Origin of the sequence: Pseudomonas brassicacearum subsp. neoaurantiaca, assembly GCF_013608025.1 — a bacterium.
Lineage (GTDB): Bacteria > Pseudomonadota > Gammaproteobacteria > Pseudomonadales > Pseudomonadaceae > Aquipseudomonas.
Window position 1 is genome coordinate 136661 of sequence record NZ_VDLV01000012.1, and the last position, 15525, is coordinate 152185.

17 protein-coding genes are annotated in these 15525 nt (G+C 60.8%); 14 read left to right on the forward strand and 3 right to left on the reverse strand.

Going from position 1 to position 15525, the window contains the following annotated elements; translation table 11 throughout:
* The first annotated feature begins 161 nt into the window (after window positions 1-161).
* From FHK92_RS10335 to araH, 10 genes are all read left to right on the forward strand, one after another.
* Window positions 162-800 (forward strand): TetR/AcrR family transcriptional regulator, encoded by a 639-nt coding sequence (locus tag FHK92_RS10335; RefSeq protein WP_181287954.1) that lies wholly within the window; start codon window positions 162-164, stop codon window positions 798-800.
* Window positions 801-938: 138 nt separating this feature from the next.
* Window positions 939-1907: a GTP 3',8-cyclase MoaA gene (locus FHK92_RS10340; protein ID WP_181287955.1), complete on the forward strand. Its 969-nt coding sequence runs from the start codon at window positions 939-941 to the stop codon at window positions 1905-1907.
* A gap of 231 nt (window positions 1908-2138) precedes the next feature.
* A complete protein-coding gene (locus FHK92_RS10345; RefSeq protein WP_030137717.1) occupies window positions 2139-2744 on the forward strand; it encodes a DUF4823 domain-containing protein in 606 nt (201 codons plus the stop codon).
* Between the two features lie 15 nt (window positions 2745-2759).
* Window positions 2760-3320 (forward strand): DUF1285 domain-containing protein, encoded by a 561-nt coding sequence (locus tag FHK92_RS10350; RefSeq protein ID WP_181287956.1) that lies wholly within the window; start codon window positions 2760-2762, stop codon window positions 3318-3320.
* A gap of 263 nt (window positions 3321-3583) precedes the next feature.
* Window positions 3584-4330 carry a FadR/GntR family transcriptional regulator gene (locus FHK92_RS10355; protein ID WP_181287957.1) on the forward strand — a complete coding sequence of 249 codons (747 nt, stop codon included), beginning with the start codon at window positions 3584-3586 and terminating at the stop codon, window positions 4328-4330.
* Window positions 4327-5202, forward strand: coding sequence for an SMP-30/gluconolactonase/LRE family protein (locus tag FHK92_RS10360; protein ID WP_181287958.1), 876 nt, complete (start codon window positions 4327-4329; stop codon window positions 5200-5202). Before FHK92_RS10355 ends, FHK92_RS10360 begins: the two co-directional genes overlap by 4 nt.
* A 236-nt stretch (window positions 5203-5438) precedes the next feature.
* Complete coding sequence (locus FHK92_RS10365; protein ID WP_181287959.1) at window positions 5439-6257, forward strand: SDR family oxidoreductase; 819 nt, start codon at window positions 5439-5441, stop codon at window positions 6255-6257.
* Between the two features lie 174 nt (window positions 6258-6431).
* The gene (locus FHK92_RS10370; protein WP_181287960.1) at window positions 6432-7436 is read left to right on the forward strand and encodes a substrate-binding domain-containing protein; all 1005 of its coding nucleotides are present in this window, start codon (window positions 6432-6434) and stop codon (window positions 7434-7436) included.
* 75 nt (window positions 7437-7511) lie between these two features.
* Window positions 7512-9056, forward strand: coding sequence for an L-arabinose ABC transporter ATP-binding protein AraG (araG, locus tag FHK92_RS10375; RefSeq protein ID WP_181287961.1), 1545 nt, complete (start codon window positions 7512-7514; stop codon window positions 9054-9056).
* 10 nt (window positions 9057-9066) lie between these two features.
* A complete protein-coding gene (gene araH / locus FHK92_RS10380) occupies window positions 9067-10035 on the forward strand; it encodes an L-arabinose ABC transporter permease AraH (protein ID WP_181287962.1) in 969 nt (322 codons plus the stop codon).
* 404 nt (window positions 10036-10439) lie between these two features.
* Here the strand turns inward: araH and FHK92_RS10385 are convergent, their stop codons facing one another.
* Together FHK92_RS10385 and FHK92_RS10390 are read right to left on the reverse strand one after the other, a co-directional pair.
* Window positions 10440-10820 (reverse strand): Rho termination factor N-terminal domain-containing protein, encoded by a 381-nt coding sequence (locus tag FHK92_RS10385; RefSeq protein ID WP_181287963.1) that lies wholly within the window; start codon window positions 10818-10820, stop codon window positions 10440-10442.
* 31 nt (window positions 10821-10851) lie between these two features.
* Window positions 10852-11199 carry a hypothetical protein gene (locus FHK92_RS10390; protein WP_181287964.1) on the reverse strand — a complete coding sequence of 116 codons (348 nt, stop codon included), beginning with the start codon at window positions 11197-11199 and terminating at the stop codon, window positions 10852-10854.
* Window positions 11200-11367: 168 nt separating this feature from the next.
* On the opposite strand from FHK92_RS10390, the gene FHK92_RS10395 reads away from it, so the two are divergent.
* A complete protein-coding gene (locus tag FHK92_RS10395; protein ID WP_014339485.1) occupies window positions 11368-11850 on the forward strand; it encodes a GNAT family N-acetyltransferase in 483 nt (160 codons plus the stop codon).
* 3 nt (window positions 11851-11853) lie between these two features.
* On the opposite strand, the gene FHK92_RS10400 is transcribed toward FHK92_RS10395, so the two are convergent.
* Entirely contained in the window at window positions 11854-12486 is a 633-nt protein-coding gene (locus tag FHK92_RS10400) for a glutathione S-transferase family protein (protein WP_181287965.1), read from the reverse strand.
* Between the two features lie 189 nt (window positions 12487-12675).
* Between FHK92_RS10400 and FHK92_RS10405 the strand changes: the two genes are divergently transcribed.
* The 3 genes from FHK92_RS10405 to dgoD are packed head-to-tail and all read left to right on the forward strand — an operon-like array spanning window position 12676 to window position 15497.
* The gene (locus FHK92_RS10405) at window positions 12676-13659 is read left to right on the forward strand and encodes a 2-dehydro-3-deoxygalactonokinase (protein WP_181287966.1); all 984 of its coding nucleotides are present in this window, start codon (window positions 12676-12678) and stop codon (window positions 13657-13659) included.
* A gap of 19 nt (window positions 13660-13678) precedes the next feature.
* Window positions 13679-14299 carry a 2-dehydro-3-deoxy-6-phosphogalactonate aldolase gene (locus FHK92_RS10410; protein ID WP_181287967.1) on the forward strand — a complete coding sequence of 207 codons (621 nt, stop codon included), beginning with the start codon at window positions 13679-13681 and terminating at the stop codon, window positions 14297-14299.
* A 49-nt stretch (window positions 14300-14348) separates the two neighbouring features.
* Window positions 14349-15497 carry a galactonate dehydratase gene (gene dgoD / locus FHK92_RS10415; RefSeq protein ID WP_181287968.1) on the forward strand — a complete coding sequence of 383 codons (1149 nt, stop codon included), beginning with the start codon at window positions 14349-14351 and terminating at the stop codon, window positions 15495-15497.
* Window positions 15498-15525 lie beyond the last annotated feature (28 nt).

Sequence of the window (15525 nt, forward strand, 5' to 3'; positions counted from 1 at the left end):
TGCCTGACGCCCGCGCGGCGATATGGCACGAGCTGAAACGGAGGAGCCGGAGTTGCGCGGTTTTGTTGAGATCTGCGGCCCAGAACGGATGATCCGTGCATTTTTGCGTAAGTTAGGCATAATACCCGGCTTCGAATTTTGACCCTTCAGACCTTTTTCTTATGCACAAAGAACCCCGTAAGGTCCGTGAGTTTCGTCGCCGCGAGCAGGAAATTCTCGACACCGCGCTCAAGTTGTTCCTCGACCAGGGCGAAGACAGCGTCACCGTCGAGATGATTGCGGATGCCGTGGGTATCGGCAAAGGCACGATCTATAAACACTTCAAATCCAAGGCCGAGATCTACCTGCGCCTGATGCTCGATTACGAGCGCGATTTGAACGAGCTCCTGCATTCGGCCGATGTCGACAAGGACAAGGAAGCCCTGTCCCGTGCCTACTTCGAGTTCCGTATGTGCGATCCGCAGCGTTACCGCCTGTTCGATCGCTTGGAAGAGAAGGTGGTCAAGGGCAACCAAGTGCCAGAGATGGTCGAGGAGCTGCACAAGATCCGCGCGTCGAACTTCGATCGCCTGACCCTGTTGATCAAAGGCCGGATCAGCGAAGGCAAGCTCGAAGACGTGCCGCCTTATTTCCACTACTGCGCTGCCTGGGCGCTGGTGCATGGCGCGGTGGCGCTGTATCACTCGCCGTTCTGGAGCAACGTGCTCGAAGATCAGGAAGGTTTCTTCCAGTTCCTGATGGATATCGGTGTGCGCATGGGCAACAAGCGCAAGCGCGACCCGGAAGCCCCGAGCAGTTGAGGCATTCAGCTACCTGATTGCGCCATGTCCGCTTACATGGCGCAGTGCCCCAGGAATATACTCAGGCTTGGGTCTTGCGAAAACTTGATTTCTAGGTCAATTTTCGCGGGCCCGATTCTTCTTTCGCCGGAGTGATCCATGATCGTTGACCGTCAAGGCAGGCGTTTTCGCAATTTGCGGATCAGCCTGACTTCAGCCTGCAATTACGCCTGTACCTACTGCGTGCCTGATGGCAAGCGGCTGGTGGCTGCGCAGGATGAACTGTCGGCCGAGGCCATGGCGCGAGGCGTGGCTTATCTGATCGAGGCCGCCGGCATCGAGCGGTTGCGCATTACTGGCGGCGAGCCGCTGGTCAGCCCCAAGCTGGAGACCTTCATGATGGCGGTGGGGCAGATGGGGCTGGATGACATCAGCCTGACCACCAACGGCCAATTGCTGGCGAAGAAGCTTCCTCTGCTGGTAAATGCCGGCATCCGACGAATCAACGTTTCCCTCGACACTTTGGACCCCGCAGCGTTTCGCAGCATCGCCCGTGGCGGCGACCTGGCGACCGTGCTCGACGGCATGGAGCAGGCACGGGCCGCCGGGATGAAGATCAAGGTCAACATGGTGCCGTTGCGCGGGCAAAACCTCGATCAGGTGATGCCATTGCTCCAGTACTGCCTGGAACGTGGCTATGAACTGCGCTTCATCGAGTTGATGCGCATGGGCCATCTGGCCAGCGATTCCAACGCGTTCCTGCAACAGTTCGTCAGTCTCCAGCAACTGCTGAGCCTGATTGGCGAGCAATACGAATATCTGCAAGCCGATGCGCCGGTGGATGCCACGGCGGTGCGTTATGAGATTCCGGGCTTGGGGCACTTTGGCGTGATCGCCAACGAAAGCGTGCCGTTTTGCCGTACCTGTTCGCGACTGCGGTTGTCTTCAACGGGCTGGCTGCACGGCTGCCTGTCGTCGAGTAACCGTCACTTCGTCGGCGATCTGCTGGACAAGCCTCGCCACCAAGCCTTGCCGGCGCTCCAGCGTCTGCTGGTCAAGGCATTGGGAGACAAGCAGGAAGTGGCGTTCTCCGGCGGTGCGACCATCATGAAAATCATCGGTGGTTGAAAAGGCTGCTGTGGCGAGGGGATTTATCCCCGCTGGGTTGCGTAGCAACCTTCGGAACTATCGCCTCGGAGAATCGGGTCGAACATTTCTATCCTTTGGGGGCGCTTCGCACCCAGTGGGGATAAATCCCCTCGCCACAGGAATAACGAACCATCCCCCCATCAAGCTGGCGCAAAAGCTGCATCCCACGGCCATTCGCCGGTTTTCCGTCACCGGTTTTTGGAGGATAGGATGCGTAGCCTGTTTTTGCTGCTGACCGTTTTGACGCTTGGTGGCTGCATGAATGTCAGCGACATGGGGGAGGGCGTTCGTTATCACATGAGCGACGCCGGTCTGCTGGACCATAGCGACAGTCGCCGTGTGAACAACCTGCGCATCCAGCCGGACTCCTTTATCTACATCGCCCAGGGCGCTTTCGCTCCGCCAGGCAGCGCCTATCCGCGGCCTAACGTCGTGGCAGAAGAAGCCTTCAACGGTTTCATCGAATATTTCCCGATGGTTCGTCGCGCCCGAGTCCCGGAAGGTCTCGACCAGGCGATGGGCGAAGCGCGGGCCGCCGGTGCCCATTACTTGCTTTACACCCGCTTCGCCAAGGCCGACAACCGCATCGGCAACACCGACGAATGGTTGGATGAAGAGGCCGTGGATCGCCTGGGCGTCGACACCAGCGTGATTCAAATCATGTTGATCGAGACCAGCACCCAGTATTTGATTGATACTGCACGCATCAAGAGCCGTGGCGGTTTGCTGACGTTGCACGACAAGCAGCCACAAGACCTCATCGCCACGCCGTTGCGTGAGTACGCCCGCAGCCTGCTGGGGATGAGCGACGAATAAACAGAAGGAGACACCATGAGCGGACCGCAAAAAGCCAATGACCTGCTGGGGCAGATCCCCAAGACCAAAGGCCTGCCGCCGGTCCACTTGTGGAACCCTGACTTCTGCGGCGACATCGACATGCGTATCGCCCGGGACGGCACCTGGTATTACCTGGGCACGCCCATCGGACGCAAGCCGATGGTCAAGCTGTTCTCCACCATTATCCGCCGCGACGGCGATGATTACTTCCTGATTACTCCTGTGGAAAAAGTTGGCATCAAGGTCGATGACGCGCCGTTCGTGGCCGTGACCTTGGAAGTCGAAGGGCAGGGAGAAGGGCAGTTGTTGCGCTTCACCACCAATGTCGAGGAATCCACCGAAGCCGGCCCGGAACATCCGATGCGCGTGGTGATCGATCCCCAGACCCAGGAACCGGCGCCCTACGTGCATGTGCGCAGCAACCTCGAAGCCTTGATCCATCGCAACGTGTTCTATCAACTGGTGGAGCTGGCGGTCAGCCGCGAGATCGATGGGCAGCGTTGGTTGGGCGTCTGGAGTGGTGGCGAGTTTTTCCCCATCGGCCTCGAACCCTGACCCTCTGAGCACCGAGGCGCCGCTTTCGCGAGCAGGCTCGCTCCCACATGGGTTCTGGGCGTTCACAAAATCTGTGTATCAACACATCCGATGTGGGAGCGAGCTTGCTCGCGAAGGCGCCGGCCCATCCAATATCTGCTTCAGCTGACCCACCACAATCGCGAGCAAGCCCGCTCCCAAAGTGGTTAGGCAAAATTCAAATTGACACCCAATCATATGATGATTAGCGTGGGCGCCTAACAAAAAACGCCCACGGGGTATTCATGTCCAGCAGTTTTCACGCATCGACCGTCGATTGGCTGGGGGGCTGGATCGCCGCCGGCCAGGTCAAGCCTGGGCAAACCATCAAGGTCGAAGCAGACCTGGGCGAGCAACTGGGCGTCAGCCGCACGGTCATTCGCGAGGCCATCAAGACCCTGGTCGCCAAAGGCATGCTGGAAGTCGGGCCGAAGGTCGGCACGCGAGTGCTGCCGGTGCGCCGCTGGAATCTGTTTGATCCGCAAGTGGTCGGCTGGCTGTCACGCAGCGGGCTGCCGGAAAACTTCGTCGATGACCTGTTGGACCTACGACGCACCATCGAACCCATGGCCGTCCGCTGGGCCTGCGAACGGGCGACGGCCGAGCAGGTGCAGGCGATCCGCGTGGCCTATCATGCCTTGGAGCGGGCGGTGGACAGCGGCGCGGATTACAACCGCGCCGACCAGTTCTTCCATGAATGCATCCTCGCCGCCAGCCACAATCAATTCATCGAGCAAATGGTCCCGGCCCTGGGCGCGCTGCTGGCGGTTTCGTTCGAGGTGTCGGCGGCCGACCCGGACGAACTGCGCCGCACCTTGCCGATCCACAAGGACATTGCCGAGGCGATCGCCGCCCGGGACGCGACGCGCGGCGTCTGGGCCTGCATGACTTTGATCGATAACGCAGACCTGGCCATCAAGCGCTTTTACCCAAATGTCATGGCCGGTCGGACAGATAACGCCGGGAAACCCGGGAACAGGAGGATTCAATGAAGTGGACGGCCTTGACGGAACACCGCGCGAAGCTGGGCGAGGGGCCATTCTGGGATGAGCCGACTCAGGCACTGTATTGGGTCGACATCGCCGGCAAGCAGGCGCTGCGGCTGATTGGCGCGAACGTACAGATCTGGCAGATGCCCGAACACGTCTCGGCGTTTATCCCGACCCAGAGCGGCGACGCCTTGGTCACGCTGAGCAGCGGCGTCTATCGCTTGGATCTCGATTCGCCAGGGTTGGAGCCGCGCCTGAAGCTGCTGTGCATGGCCGATCCGCAGCCAGGTAATCGCGCCAACGAAGCCCGCTGCGACGCGTTGGGCCAGCTCTGGCTCGGTACCATGCAGAACAATATTGGCGAGAATGGCGAAGACCTGCCTGTCGAGCGCCGTTCCGGCGGCCTGTTCCGTGTCGGAACCGATGGCCGTGTGATGCCGTTGCTGCGCGGCCTGGGCATTCCCAACACGCTGCTGTGGAGCCCCGATGGCACGACGGTGTATTTCGGCGAAAGCCTGGACGGCACGCTGTACCGCCATTTCATTTATCCCGATGGCAAGCTGGCGCCGGCTGAAGTCTGGTTCGGGCCCCATTCCCGTGGCGGCCCGGACGGTTCGGCCATGGATGCGCGGGGCTATGTCTGGAACGCTCGCTGGGACGGCAGCTGCCTGCTGCGCTTGCATCCGGACGGCCACGTCGATCGAGTGATCGAATTGCCGGTCAGTCGCCCGACCAGTTGTGTATTCGGAGGAGAAGATCTCAAGACGCTGTACATCACCAGTGCGGCCAGTCCGCTCGGTCATCCGCTGGACGGTGCGGTGTTGTCGATGCGCGTCGATGTGCCGGGCGTGGCTTGTACGCGGTTCGCTGGTTAAATCCCAAAATATGGGATGTAAATATATATATTGAGATTATTTGGCGGTCGGGTTTATAGTCGGCTCCATCAGCAATACGCACTCACACTAAAAAAACAAAACAGGTGAAGCGATGCATCGATCTTTTCTCGGACGCCCCGGCGACGTCCGCGAGCAATTCCTCGTTCAGGCTCTGTCTGGCCGGCCATCCATGGATGTCCGGTTTTTGTCGTGCCTGCTTGCAGGAGCCATGATCCATGGCTGACATGCTGCGTTTGCCGCCCGTGGCCGAGCCTCCAAAAGGCCAGCGACTGAAAGACAAAGTCGTGTTACTGACCGGTGCGGCCCAAGGCATCGGCGAGGCAATCGTGGCCGCATTCGCGTCGCAACAGGCGCGACTGGTGATCAGCGATATCCAGGCGGAAAAGGTCGAAGCCGTCGCTGTCCATTGGCGTGGACAAGGCGCCGATGTCCAGGCGCTTAAGGTCGACGTTTCGAACCAGCAGGATCTGCACGCCATGGCCCGCCGGGCTATTGAACTGCACGGCCGCATCGATGTGCTGGTGAACTGCGCTGGTGTCAATGTGTTCCGCGATCCGCTGGAAATGACCGAAGAGGATTGGCGTCGCTGCTTCGCCATCGACCTGGATGGCGCCTGGTACGGTTGCAAGGCGGTATTGCCGCAAATGATCGAGCAGGGCGTGGGCAGCATCATCAACATTGCCTCGACCCATTCGTCCCACATCATTCCGGGCTGTTTCCCGTATCCCGTCGCCAAGCATGGGCTGCTGGGCCTGACCCGTGCCCTGGGCATCGAGTACGCGCCCAAGGGTGTGCGCGTGAATGCCATTGCGCCGGGCTACATCGAGACTCAGCTGAACATCGATTACTGGAACGGCTTCGCCGATCCCCATGCCGAACGCCAGCGCGCGCTGGATCTGCACCCGCCACGGCGCATCGGGCAGCCGATCGAAGTGGCAATGACGGCTGTGTTCCTGGCCAGTGACGAAGCACCGTTTATCAATGCCTCATGCATCACCATCGATGGTGGACGTTCGGTCATGTACCACGACTGAACATTCTTGGATTGCGGTAGGAAACTTCGCCTGTAATCCAATCATCATACGATATGACTATTTAGACCTATGCTGTGCAGTAACACGATTTGAGCGACCAGCCTGCGCATTTCCACCTACGTGGAGCAGACCCCTGGACGTTTGGCTTTCAATAAAAAAAACAAGGAGTCAGCTATGAAACATCGTCGTGGGATCCGTTCCCTGTGTCGCGCCGCCCTGGCGGTGACCGCGGTCAGCCTCAGCAGCCACTTGCTCGCGGCCGATCCGGTAAAAATCGGTTTCCTGGTCAAACAGGCAGAGGAACCTTGGTTCCAGACCGAGTGGGCGTTCGCCGAGAAGGCGGCCAAGGACAAAGGCTTCCAATTGATCAAGATCGCCGTGCCTGACGGTGAGAAAACCCTCTCGGCCATCGACAGCCTCGCCGCCAACGGTGCCAAGGGCTTCGTGATCTGCCCGCCAGACGTGTCCCTCGGCCCGGCCATCATGGCCAAGGCCAAACTCAATGATCTCAAGGTAATTGCCGTCGACGACCGTTTTGTCGATTCCAAGGGCAAGTTCATGGAAGACGTGCCTTACCTGGGCATGGCGGCGTTCGAGGTCGGCCAGAAGCAAGGCGCGGCGATGGCCGCTGAAGCGAAAAAACGCAACTGGGACTGGAAGGAAACCTACGCTGTAGTCAACACCTTCAACGAGCTGGACACTGGCAAGAAGCGCACTGACGGTTCGGTCGATGCCCTGAAAAAAGCCGGGATGCCGGAAGACCATATCCTGTTCACGGCGCTCAAGACCCTCGACGTGCCGGGCAGCATGGACTCCACCAACTCGGCGTTGGTGAAGCTGCCAAGCGCTGCGAAAAACCTGATCATCGGCGGCATGAACGACAACACCGTGCTGGGCGGCGTGCGCGCCACCGAAGCCGCCGGCTTCAAGGCAGACAATGTGATCGGCATCGGCATCAACGGCACCGATGCCATCGGTGAGCTGAAGAAACCGAAAAGCGGCTTCTTCGGTTCGATGCTGCCAAGCCCGCACATCGAAGGCTACAAGACCGCCGAAATGATGTACGAGTGGATCACCACCGGCAAGGAGCCGCCGAAGTACACCGCCATGGACGAGGTGACGCTGATCACCCGGGAGAACTTCAAGCAGGAGCTGGAAAAGATCGGCCTGTGGAACTGATGGCCGATTGATTCAAAAGCGGCCCTGGTCACAGGCGTGACCGGGTCGCTTGATCTCTGTAAGTTCGAGGTGGTTATGCAAGCGCAAACAGCGACACGGCAACATAACATCGGCGGCAGCTTGCGATTCAATGGGATCGGTAAATCCTTTCCCGGCGTGCAGGCGCTGGCCAATATCAGTTTCGTCGCGCATCCGGGGCAGGTGCATGCCTTGATGGGCGAGAACGGCGCGGGCAAGTCCACCTTGCTCAAGATTCTCGGAGGCGCCTACATTCCGAGCAGCGGTGACTTGCAGATCGGCGAGCAGACGATGGCCTTCAAAGGCACTGCCGACAGCATCGCCAGCGGTGTCGCGGTGATTCACCAGGAATTGCACCTGGTGCCGGAAATGACCGTCGCGGAGAACCTGTTCCTCGGTCACTTGCCGGCGCGTTTCGGCCTGGTCAATCGCGGCGTGCTGCGCCAGCAGGCGTTGACGCTGCTCAAAGGCCTGGCGGACGAAATTGACCCACAGGAAAAAGTCGGTCGCCTGTCCCTTGGCCAGCGCCAACTGGTGGAAATCGCCAAGGCCTTGTCCCGTGGCGCCCACGTCATCGCCTTCGACGAGCCGACCAGCAGCCTGTCGGCCCGGGAAATCGACCGGTTGATGGCGATCATCGCCCGCCTGCGGGACGAGGGCAAAGTGGTGCTGTACGTCAGCCACCGCATGGAAGAGGTGTTCCGCATCTGTAATGCGGTGACGGTCTTCAAGGATGGTCGTTATGTCCGCACCTTCGAGAACATGAGCGAGCTCACCCATGATCAATTGGTCACCTGCATGGTCGGTCGCGATATCGAGGACATTTATGACTACCGCCCTCGGGAGCGCGGCGATGTCGCGTTGCAGGTAAAAGGCCTGCTCGGGCCGGGCTTGCGCGAACCGGTGAGTTTCCAGGTGCACAAGGGCGAGATTCTCGGCCTGTTCGGGCTGGTCGGCGCCGGTCGCACGGAGCTGCTGCGCTTGCTCAGTGGCCTGGAGCGCCAGAGCGAGGGCAGCCTGGTGCTGCACGGCAAGGAGCTGAAGCTGCGTTCACCCCGTGATGCCATCGGCGCTGGCGTGCTGCTCTGCCCGGAAGACCGCAAGAAAGAAGGCATCATCCCGTTGGGCAGCGTGGGCGAAAACATCAACATCAGCGCCCGTCCGGCTCATTCCGCGCTGGGTTGCCTGTTGCGTGGGGACTGGGAGCGGGGCAATGCCGACAAGCAGATCAAGTCGCTGAAAGTGAAGACTCCGGCGGCGAGCCAGAAAATCATGTACCTGTCCGGCGGCAACCAGCAGAAGGCGATTCTGGGTCGCTGGCTGTCGATGCCGATGAAAGTCCTGCTGCTGGACGAGCCGACCCGTGGTATCGACATCGGTGCCAAGGCCGAGATCTACCAGATTATCCACAACCTGGCGGCCGACGGCATCGCGGTGATTGTGGTGTCCAGCGACCTGATGGAAGTGATGGGCATTTCCGACCGAATCCTGGTGCTCTGCGAAGGGGCCATGCGTGGCGAGCTGCCGCGTGACCAGGCCAACGAATCCAACCTGCTGCAACTGGCGCTGCCGCGCCAACGCGTTGCCGACGCGGCGAACTGAGAGGTAAATCATGACCATTCAAAACAATGCACTGCCAACGGCACGCAAACCCCTGGACCTGCGCCGCTTCCTCGACGACTGGGTCATGTTGCTGGCGGCCATCGGTATCTTCGTGCTCTGCACCCTGATGATCGACAATTTCCTGTCACCGCTGAACATGCGCGGCCTGGGCCTGGCGATTTCCACCACTGGCATCGCGGCTTGCACGATGTTGTATTGCCTGGCGTCCGGGCACTTCGACTTATCGGTCGGTTCGGTGATTGCCTGTGCCGGTGTGGTCGCGGCGGTGGTGATGCGCGACACCGACAGCGTTTTCCTCGGGGTCAGCGCGGCGCTGGTGATGGGGCTGATCGTTGGCCTGATCAACGGCATCGTGATCGCGAAACTGCGGGTCAATGCGCTGATTACCACACTGGCGACCATGCAGATCGTTCGTGGCCTGGCCTATATCTTTGCCAACGGTAAAGCGGTCGGTGTCTCCGAGGAATCTTTCTTCGTCTTCGGCAACGGCCAGTTGTTTGGCGTGCCGGTGCCGATCCTGATCACCATTGCCTGCTTCCTGTTCTTCGGCTGGTTGCTGAACTACACCACCTACGGGCGCAACACCATGGCCATCGGTGGCAACCAGGAAGCTGCGTTGTTGGCAGGGGTGAACGTTGATCGCACCAAGATCATCATCTTCGCCGTACACGGTGTTATTGGTGCGCTGGCGGGCGTGATCCTGGCGTCGCGCATGACTTCGGGCCAACCGATGATCGGCCAAGGCTTCGAGCTGACGGTGATCTCGGCCTGCGTGCTGGGTGGGGTTTCGTTGAGCGGCGGCATCGGCATGATCCGCCATGTCATCGCCGGCGTGCTGATCCTGGCGATCATCGAAAACGCGATGAACCTGAAAAACATCGACACGTTCTACCAGTACGTCATCCGCGGCTCGATCTTGCTGCTGGCGGTGGTGATTGACCGGTTGAAACAGCGTTGAAGATCGTTGGTGACTGATCTACCGCTTTCGCGAGCAAGCTCGCTCCCACAGGTTTTTGTGCCGGCCATAAGTCCTGAGGTGCATCACAAACCCTGTGGGAGCGAGCTTGCTCGCGATGGCGTTGGCACATTCAATACTTCCTGAGCTGATCCACCGCTTTCGCGAGCAGGCTCGCTCCCACAGTTTTTGTGCTGGGCTCAGAACCTCGGCGCAGCGCAGAGCCAGTGTGGGAGCGAGCTTGCTCGCGATGGCGTTGGCACATTCAATACTGTCTTAGCTGACCCACCGCTTTCGCGAGCAAGCTCGCTCCCACTGGTTTTTGTGCCGGCCACAAGTCCTGAGGTGCATCACAGACCCTGTGGGAGCGAGCCTGCTCGCGAAGACGTCCTCACAGACGTCAACCATCACCCAGCCTTGCGCAACGCCTCGACCAGCTCCTGCTTGCGCATCTTTGACCGCCCGGGAATGTTTTTCGCCCGGGCTTCCTTCATCAGGCTGTCCACGGTCTGGGCCTCATGGGAGGCTTTGCTGGTGCGCGGATGACCTTCGCGGGTCTTGGCGGCGCGGCGGGCTGATTCCTTGCGGTCGGACTGTTTCGCCTCGGCCGGTTTTTTCTTGCCGGAGCCGCCGGAGCGTTCGCCGCCGCCGGACTGCTTGTTGACGGTGGCCCAGGCTCGAGCCTCGGCCTCGCCTTCCGACACACCTTTCTGCTCATAGCTCTCTTCGATGTGCTCGGCCTTGCGCTTTTGCTTGTCGGTGTATTTCTCTTTGCTTCCACGAGGCATGGGATGTCTCCTCCTCAGTGTCCAGTAGAGCCTACTGGCTGGCGGCGCCACCTTCAGAGCCCGAGCCTCCGGTGGTGGTTTTTGAACCCACGCCAGTCTCGGCGTTGTCCGGGGCGGTGGAGTCGGGAGTGTTCATGCCACCCTGACGACCCGTGTCGTTGCCTTGGACCCGTGGATCGGTGCCCGTCGCAGGTGGCTGGCCATTGTTCAGGCTACCGCCGCCGGTGCCGTCGGTGTTCAATTTGGGCAAGCCTTGGGTGGCGGGCGAGTTCGGTGCCTGGACCGGGTCGGTTGGTCCGGTGCCTGAGGTCGTGGCCGCGAATGCCGCCGAGGACAGCATTGCGGCGAAGGTAAATGCAGTCAGCCTTGAGTTGATCATGGTGTCGCCTCCATTTTTTGGAATGCTTGCCAGATTTTTGGCCGCGCTGGAGCGGGGTTGGTGCCTGAGGGGCGACGAACGGCGCTGTGCAAGTTTGTCAGCAGAAGATGTGACGAGCGCCGCCGGGCGGCTTAGTATGGCGCTTTCAATTGGCTACAAGGCCCGTTCATGTCGATCGAGATCCGTCCCGCGCAACCCAGCGATGCGCCTCAAATCCTTGCGTTCATCACCGAGCTTGCCGATTACGAAAAAGCCCGCCACGAAGTCATCGCCAGCGTTGCGGACATCGAGCGCAGCCTGTTCAGCGAAGGCGCGACCGCCCACGGCTTGATCTGCTTGCGTGATGGCGTGCCGATCGGTTTCGCGGTGTTTTTCTTCAGCTATTCCACCTGGCTGGGCAGCAACTGCCTGTACCTCGAAGACTTGTACATCACGCCTGAACAGCGTGGTGGCGGGGCGGGCAAGACGCTGTTGCGGCATCTGGCGAAGATCGCCTGCGACAACGATTGCGGTCGCTTCGAGTGGAGCGTACTGGACTGGAACACCCCGGCCATCGAGTTCTACAAGTCCCTCGGCGCGCAACCGCAGGAAGAGTGGGTGCGCTATCGAATGGATGGCAAGGTGCTGCGGGACTTCGCTAACGGCAACTGAGGTTCATGAGTACGCGTCGGACGCGTACTCGGCAAACCCCGGCCGCTGTTCGAGCCGCTTGCAATAAGCGGCCACCGCCGGGTAATCCGGACGCTCCATGGGCGTCTGGCGCCAGCGATGGGCGGACAGGCCGAGGAGCACGTCCGCGAGGGAAAAGTCCGCGCCGGCTACGTAAGCGCCGGTGTGGTTCAGTTGTTGTTCCAGCAAGCCCATCTTGTCGTTCCAGCGTTTGACGCCGGCGGCGATGAGTCGTGGGTCCTGGAAATCCGGGTGCTTGCGCACCAGTCCGTAAAACGCATCGCCCCACGACGGGTTGAGCTCGGTGGCTTGCCAATCCATCCACTGCTCTACACGCGCTCGTGCGGCAGGTTCGACGGGTAGCAGATCTTCACGCCGATGCTTACCTACGAGGTAGCGGCAAATGGTGTTCGACTCCCAGAGCACGCCGTTTTCATCAATGATCACCGGCACCTGGGCGTTGGGGTTGAGTGCCAGGAACGCCGGATCATGGGTCGACGCAAAGCCGATGCCCCAGTCTTCGCGCTCGTAGGCGATGTCCAGTTCCTGGCAAGTCCACAGGACTTTTCTGACGTTGATCGAGGAAGTGCGACCGAGGATTTTCAGCGTTTGTCCCATCACTTATTTCCCTGAGTTGTTTGGCGTCCGGTCAGAAAACGTAGCAGGGTCTTGGCGGGATGGCGATGGTTTTGCCGTTATGGCTGAAATCCCAATATATGGGAGTGATATTTATATATTGAGATTTTCCTGCGCCCGGGTTTATAGTCCGCCTCACTCACTGCCAAATAAACAAAACAGGTGAAGCGGATGCAGGCGCAATTGATCGCGCTCGATTGGGGGACCACCTCATTACGGGCTTACAAACTTGCCGCTGGAGGCGAGGTGCTCGAACAGCGTTCGCTGTCGTCGGGGATCATGCAGTTGCCGTCCGGGCCGCGAACCGTGGCGGGCCAGGTCTGCACCGATGGTTTTGAGCTGGCCTTTGATGAAGCCTGCGGCGATTGGCTGGATGCGCAGCCAGGCTTGCCCGTCATTGCCTGCGGCATGGTGGGCAGCGCCCAAGGTTGGCGGGAAGCGCCCTACTGCGACACGCCGGCAAACGTCGCGAATCTCGGACATTCCCTACAAGTCGTTCGGAGCCTTCGTGGTGTCGATGTTCACATCGTGCCAGGGGTGATCCAACGTTCCCGCCTGCCCAATGTGATGCGCGGCGAAGAAACCCAGGTGCTCGGTGCGTTGCACAGCCTGCCGAACGAAGCGGTGCTGATCGGGTTGCCGGGCAGTCATTCGAAATGGGTGGAAGTGACCGACGGCTGCATCGTCCATTTCGACACCTTCATGACCGGCGAGATCTTCGCCGTGCTCAGTGACCACAGCATTCTCGGCCGCACCCAGCAGCGTGGCGCGGCGTTCGACGGCGTGGCGTTCGATCGCGGCGTGCAGGTGGCGTTGTCGGCGGATGGCCAGACCGGCCCGTTGTCCACGGTGTTCAGCGCCCGCAGCCTGGGCTTGACCGGCGAGCTCGGCGCGAGCGCCCAGGCCGATTACCTGTCGGGCGTCCTGATCGGCCACGAGCTGACGGCCCTGGCCGCCGTGCAGCGTCATCGGCGCAACAGCGTTCACCTGCCGACCGTGGTGCTGATCGGCAACTCTCAACTTTGCGCCCGTTACCAGCGGGCCCTCGACGCCTGCGGTTTCGCCCGGGTGACCCTGGCCGAACAGGCCACCGAGCGTGGTTTGTGGCAACTGGCCGTGGCGGCCGGCCTGCTCGAAACCACCGCATCGCGTTAAACCTGACTGGAGACCTGACATGCTCACACAAGCGCTGGCGCACAACGGGCTGATCGCGATTCTGCGCGGACTGCGTCCCGAGGAAGCGGCCGCCATCGGCACAGTCCTTTATGACGCGGGATTTCGCGTCATCGAAGTGCCGCTCAATTCCCCCGAACCGTACGAAAGTATCCGCATCCTGCGTAGTACCTTGCCCGCCGATTGCCTGATCGGTGCCGGTACCGTGCTCACGCCGGAACAAGTGGAGCAGGTCAAGGCCGCTGGCGGCCAAGTCATCGTCATGCCCCACAGCGATCCGAAGGTGCTGCGGGCGGCGAAGGCGGCGGGTTTGTACTTGTCGCCTGGCGTCGCCACGCCCACGGAAGCGTTTGCCGCGTTGGCCGAAGGTGCCCATGTGCTGAAGATGTTTCCCGCCGAGCAAATGGGCCCGGCGGTGGTCAAGGCCTGGCTCGCGGTGCTGCCGGCCGGGACGGTGCTGGTGCCGGTGGGCGGGATTACGCCGGACAACATGGCGGTGTTCCTCGAGGCCGGCGTCAAGGGTTTCGGCCTCGGTTCCGGGTTGTTCAAGCCGGGCCTGACAGCGGATGAAGTGGCGGAGCGCGCCAAGGCCTATGTGGCCGCATGGAATGCCTTGAACTGAAGACTTTTCCAGCGCCCCGCGCGCTGCATCTGACAAGAGAGACAAGAAGATGAAAATCACCAAACTGACCACGTTTATCGTTCCGCCGCGCTGGTGCTTCCTCAAGGTCGAGACCGACGAGGGCGTGACCGGCTGGGGCGAACCCGTGGTGGAAGGCCGTGCCCATACGGTGGCGGCTGCCGTTGAGGAATTGTCCGACTACCTGATCGGCAAAGACCCACGCAACATCGAAGACATCTGGACCGTGCTCTATCGCGGCGGCTTCTACCGTGGCGGCGCTGTGCACATGAGCGCCCTGGCTGGTATCGACCAGGCGTTGTGGGACATCAAAGGCAAGGCTCTGGGCGTGTCGGTCAGCGATTTGCTGGGCGGCCAGGTGCGCGACAAGATCCGTGTCTACTCCTGGATTGGCGGCGACCGCCCGGCGGACACCGCCCGGGCAGCGAAAGAGGCGGTAGGGCGGGGCTTCACCGCAGTGAAGATGAACGGCACCGAAGAACTGCAGTTTCTCGACACGTTTGAAAAAATCGACCTGGCCCTGGCCAACGTCGCGGCGGTGCGCGATGCAGTCGGGCCGAACGTCGGCATTGGCGTGGACTTCCACGGTCGCGTGCACAAGCCGATGGCCAAGGTGCTGATGAAGGAGCTCGACCCCTATAAGCTGATGTTCATCGAAGAGCCGGTGCTCAGCGAAAACTACGAAGCTCTCAAGGAATTGGCGCCGCTGACCAGCACCCCGATTGCCTTGGGCGAGCGGTTGTTCTCGCGCTGGGATTTCAAGCGGGTGCTCAGCGAAGGCTACGTCGACATCATCCAGCCGGATGCGTCCCACGCCGGCGGCATCACCGAAACCCGCAAGATCGCCAACATGGCCGAAGCCTATGACGTGGCGCTGGCGCTGCACTGCCCGCTGGGCCCGATCGCCCTGGCGGCGTGCCTGCAACTGGACGCGGCTTGCTACAACGCGTTTATCCAGGAACAGAGCCTGGGTATTCACTACAACGAGAGCAACGACCTGCTGGACTACATCAAGGACCCGCAGGTGTTCGACTACGACAAAGGCTTCGTGAAAATCCCGAACGGTCCTGGCCTGGGCATCGAGATCAACGAGGAATACGTCATCGAGCGCGCGGCCATCGGCCACCGCTGGCGCAACCCGATCTGGCGCCATGCCGATGGCAGTTTTGCCGAGTGGTGAGTCACGCCTGACCCTGTGGGAGCGAGCT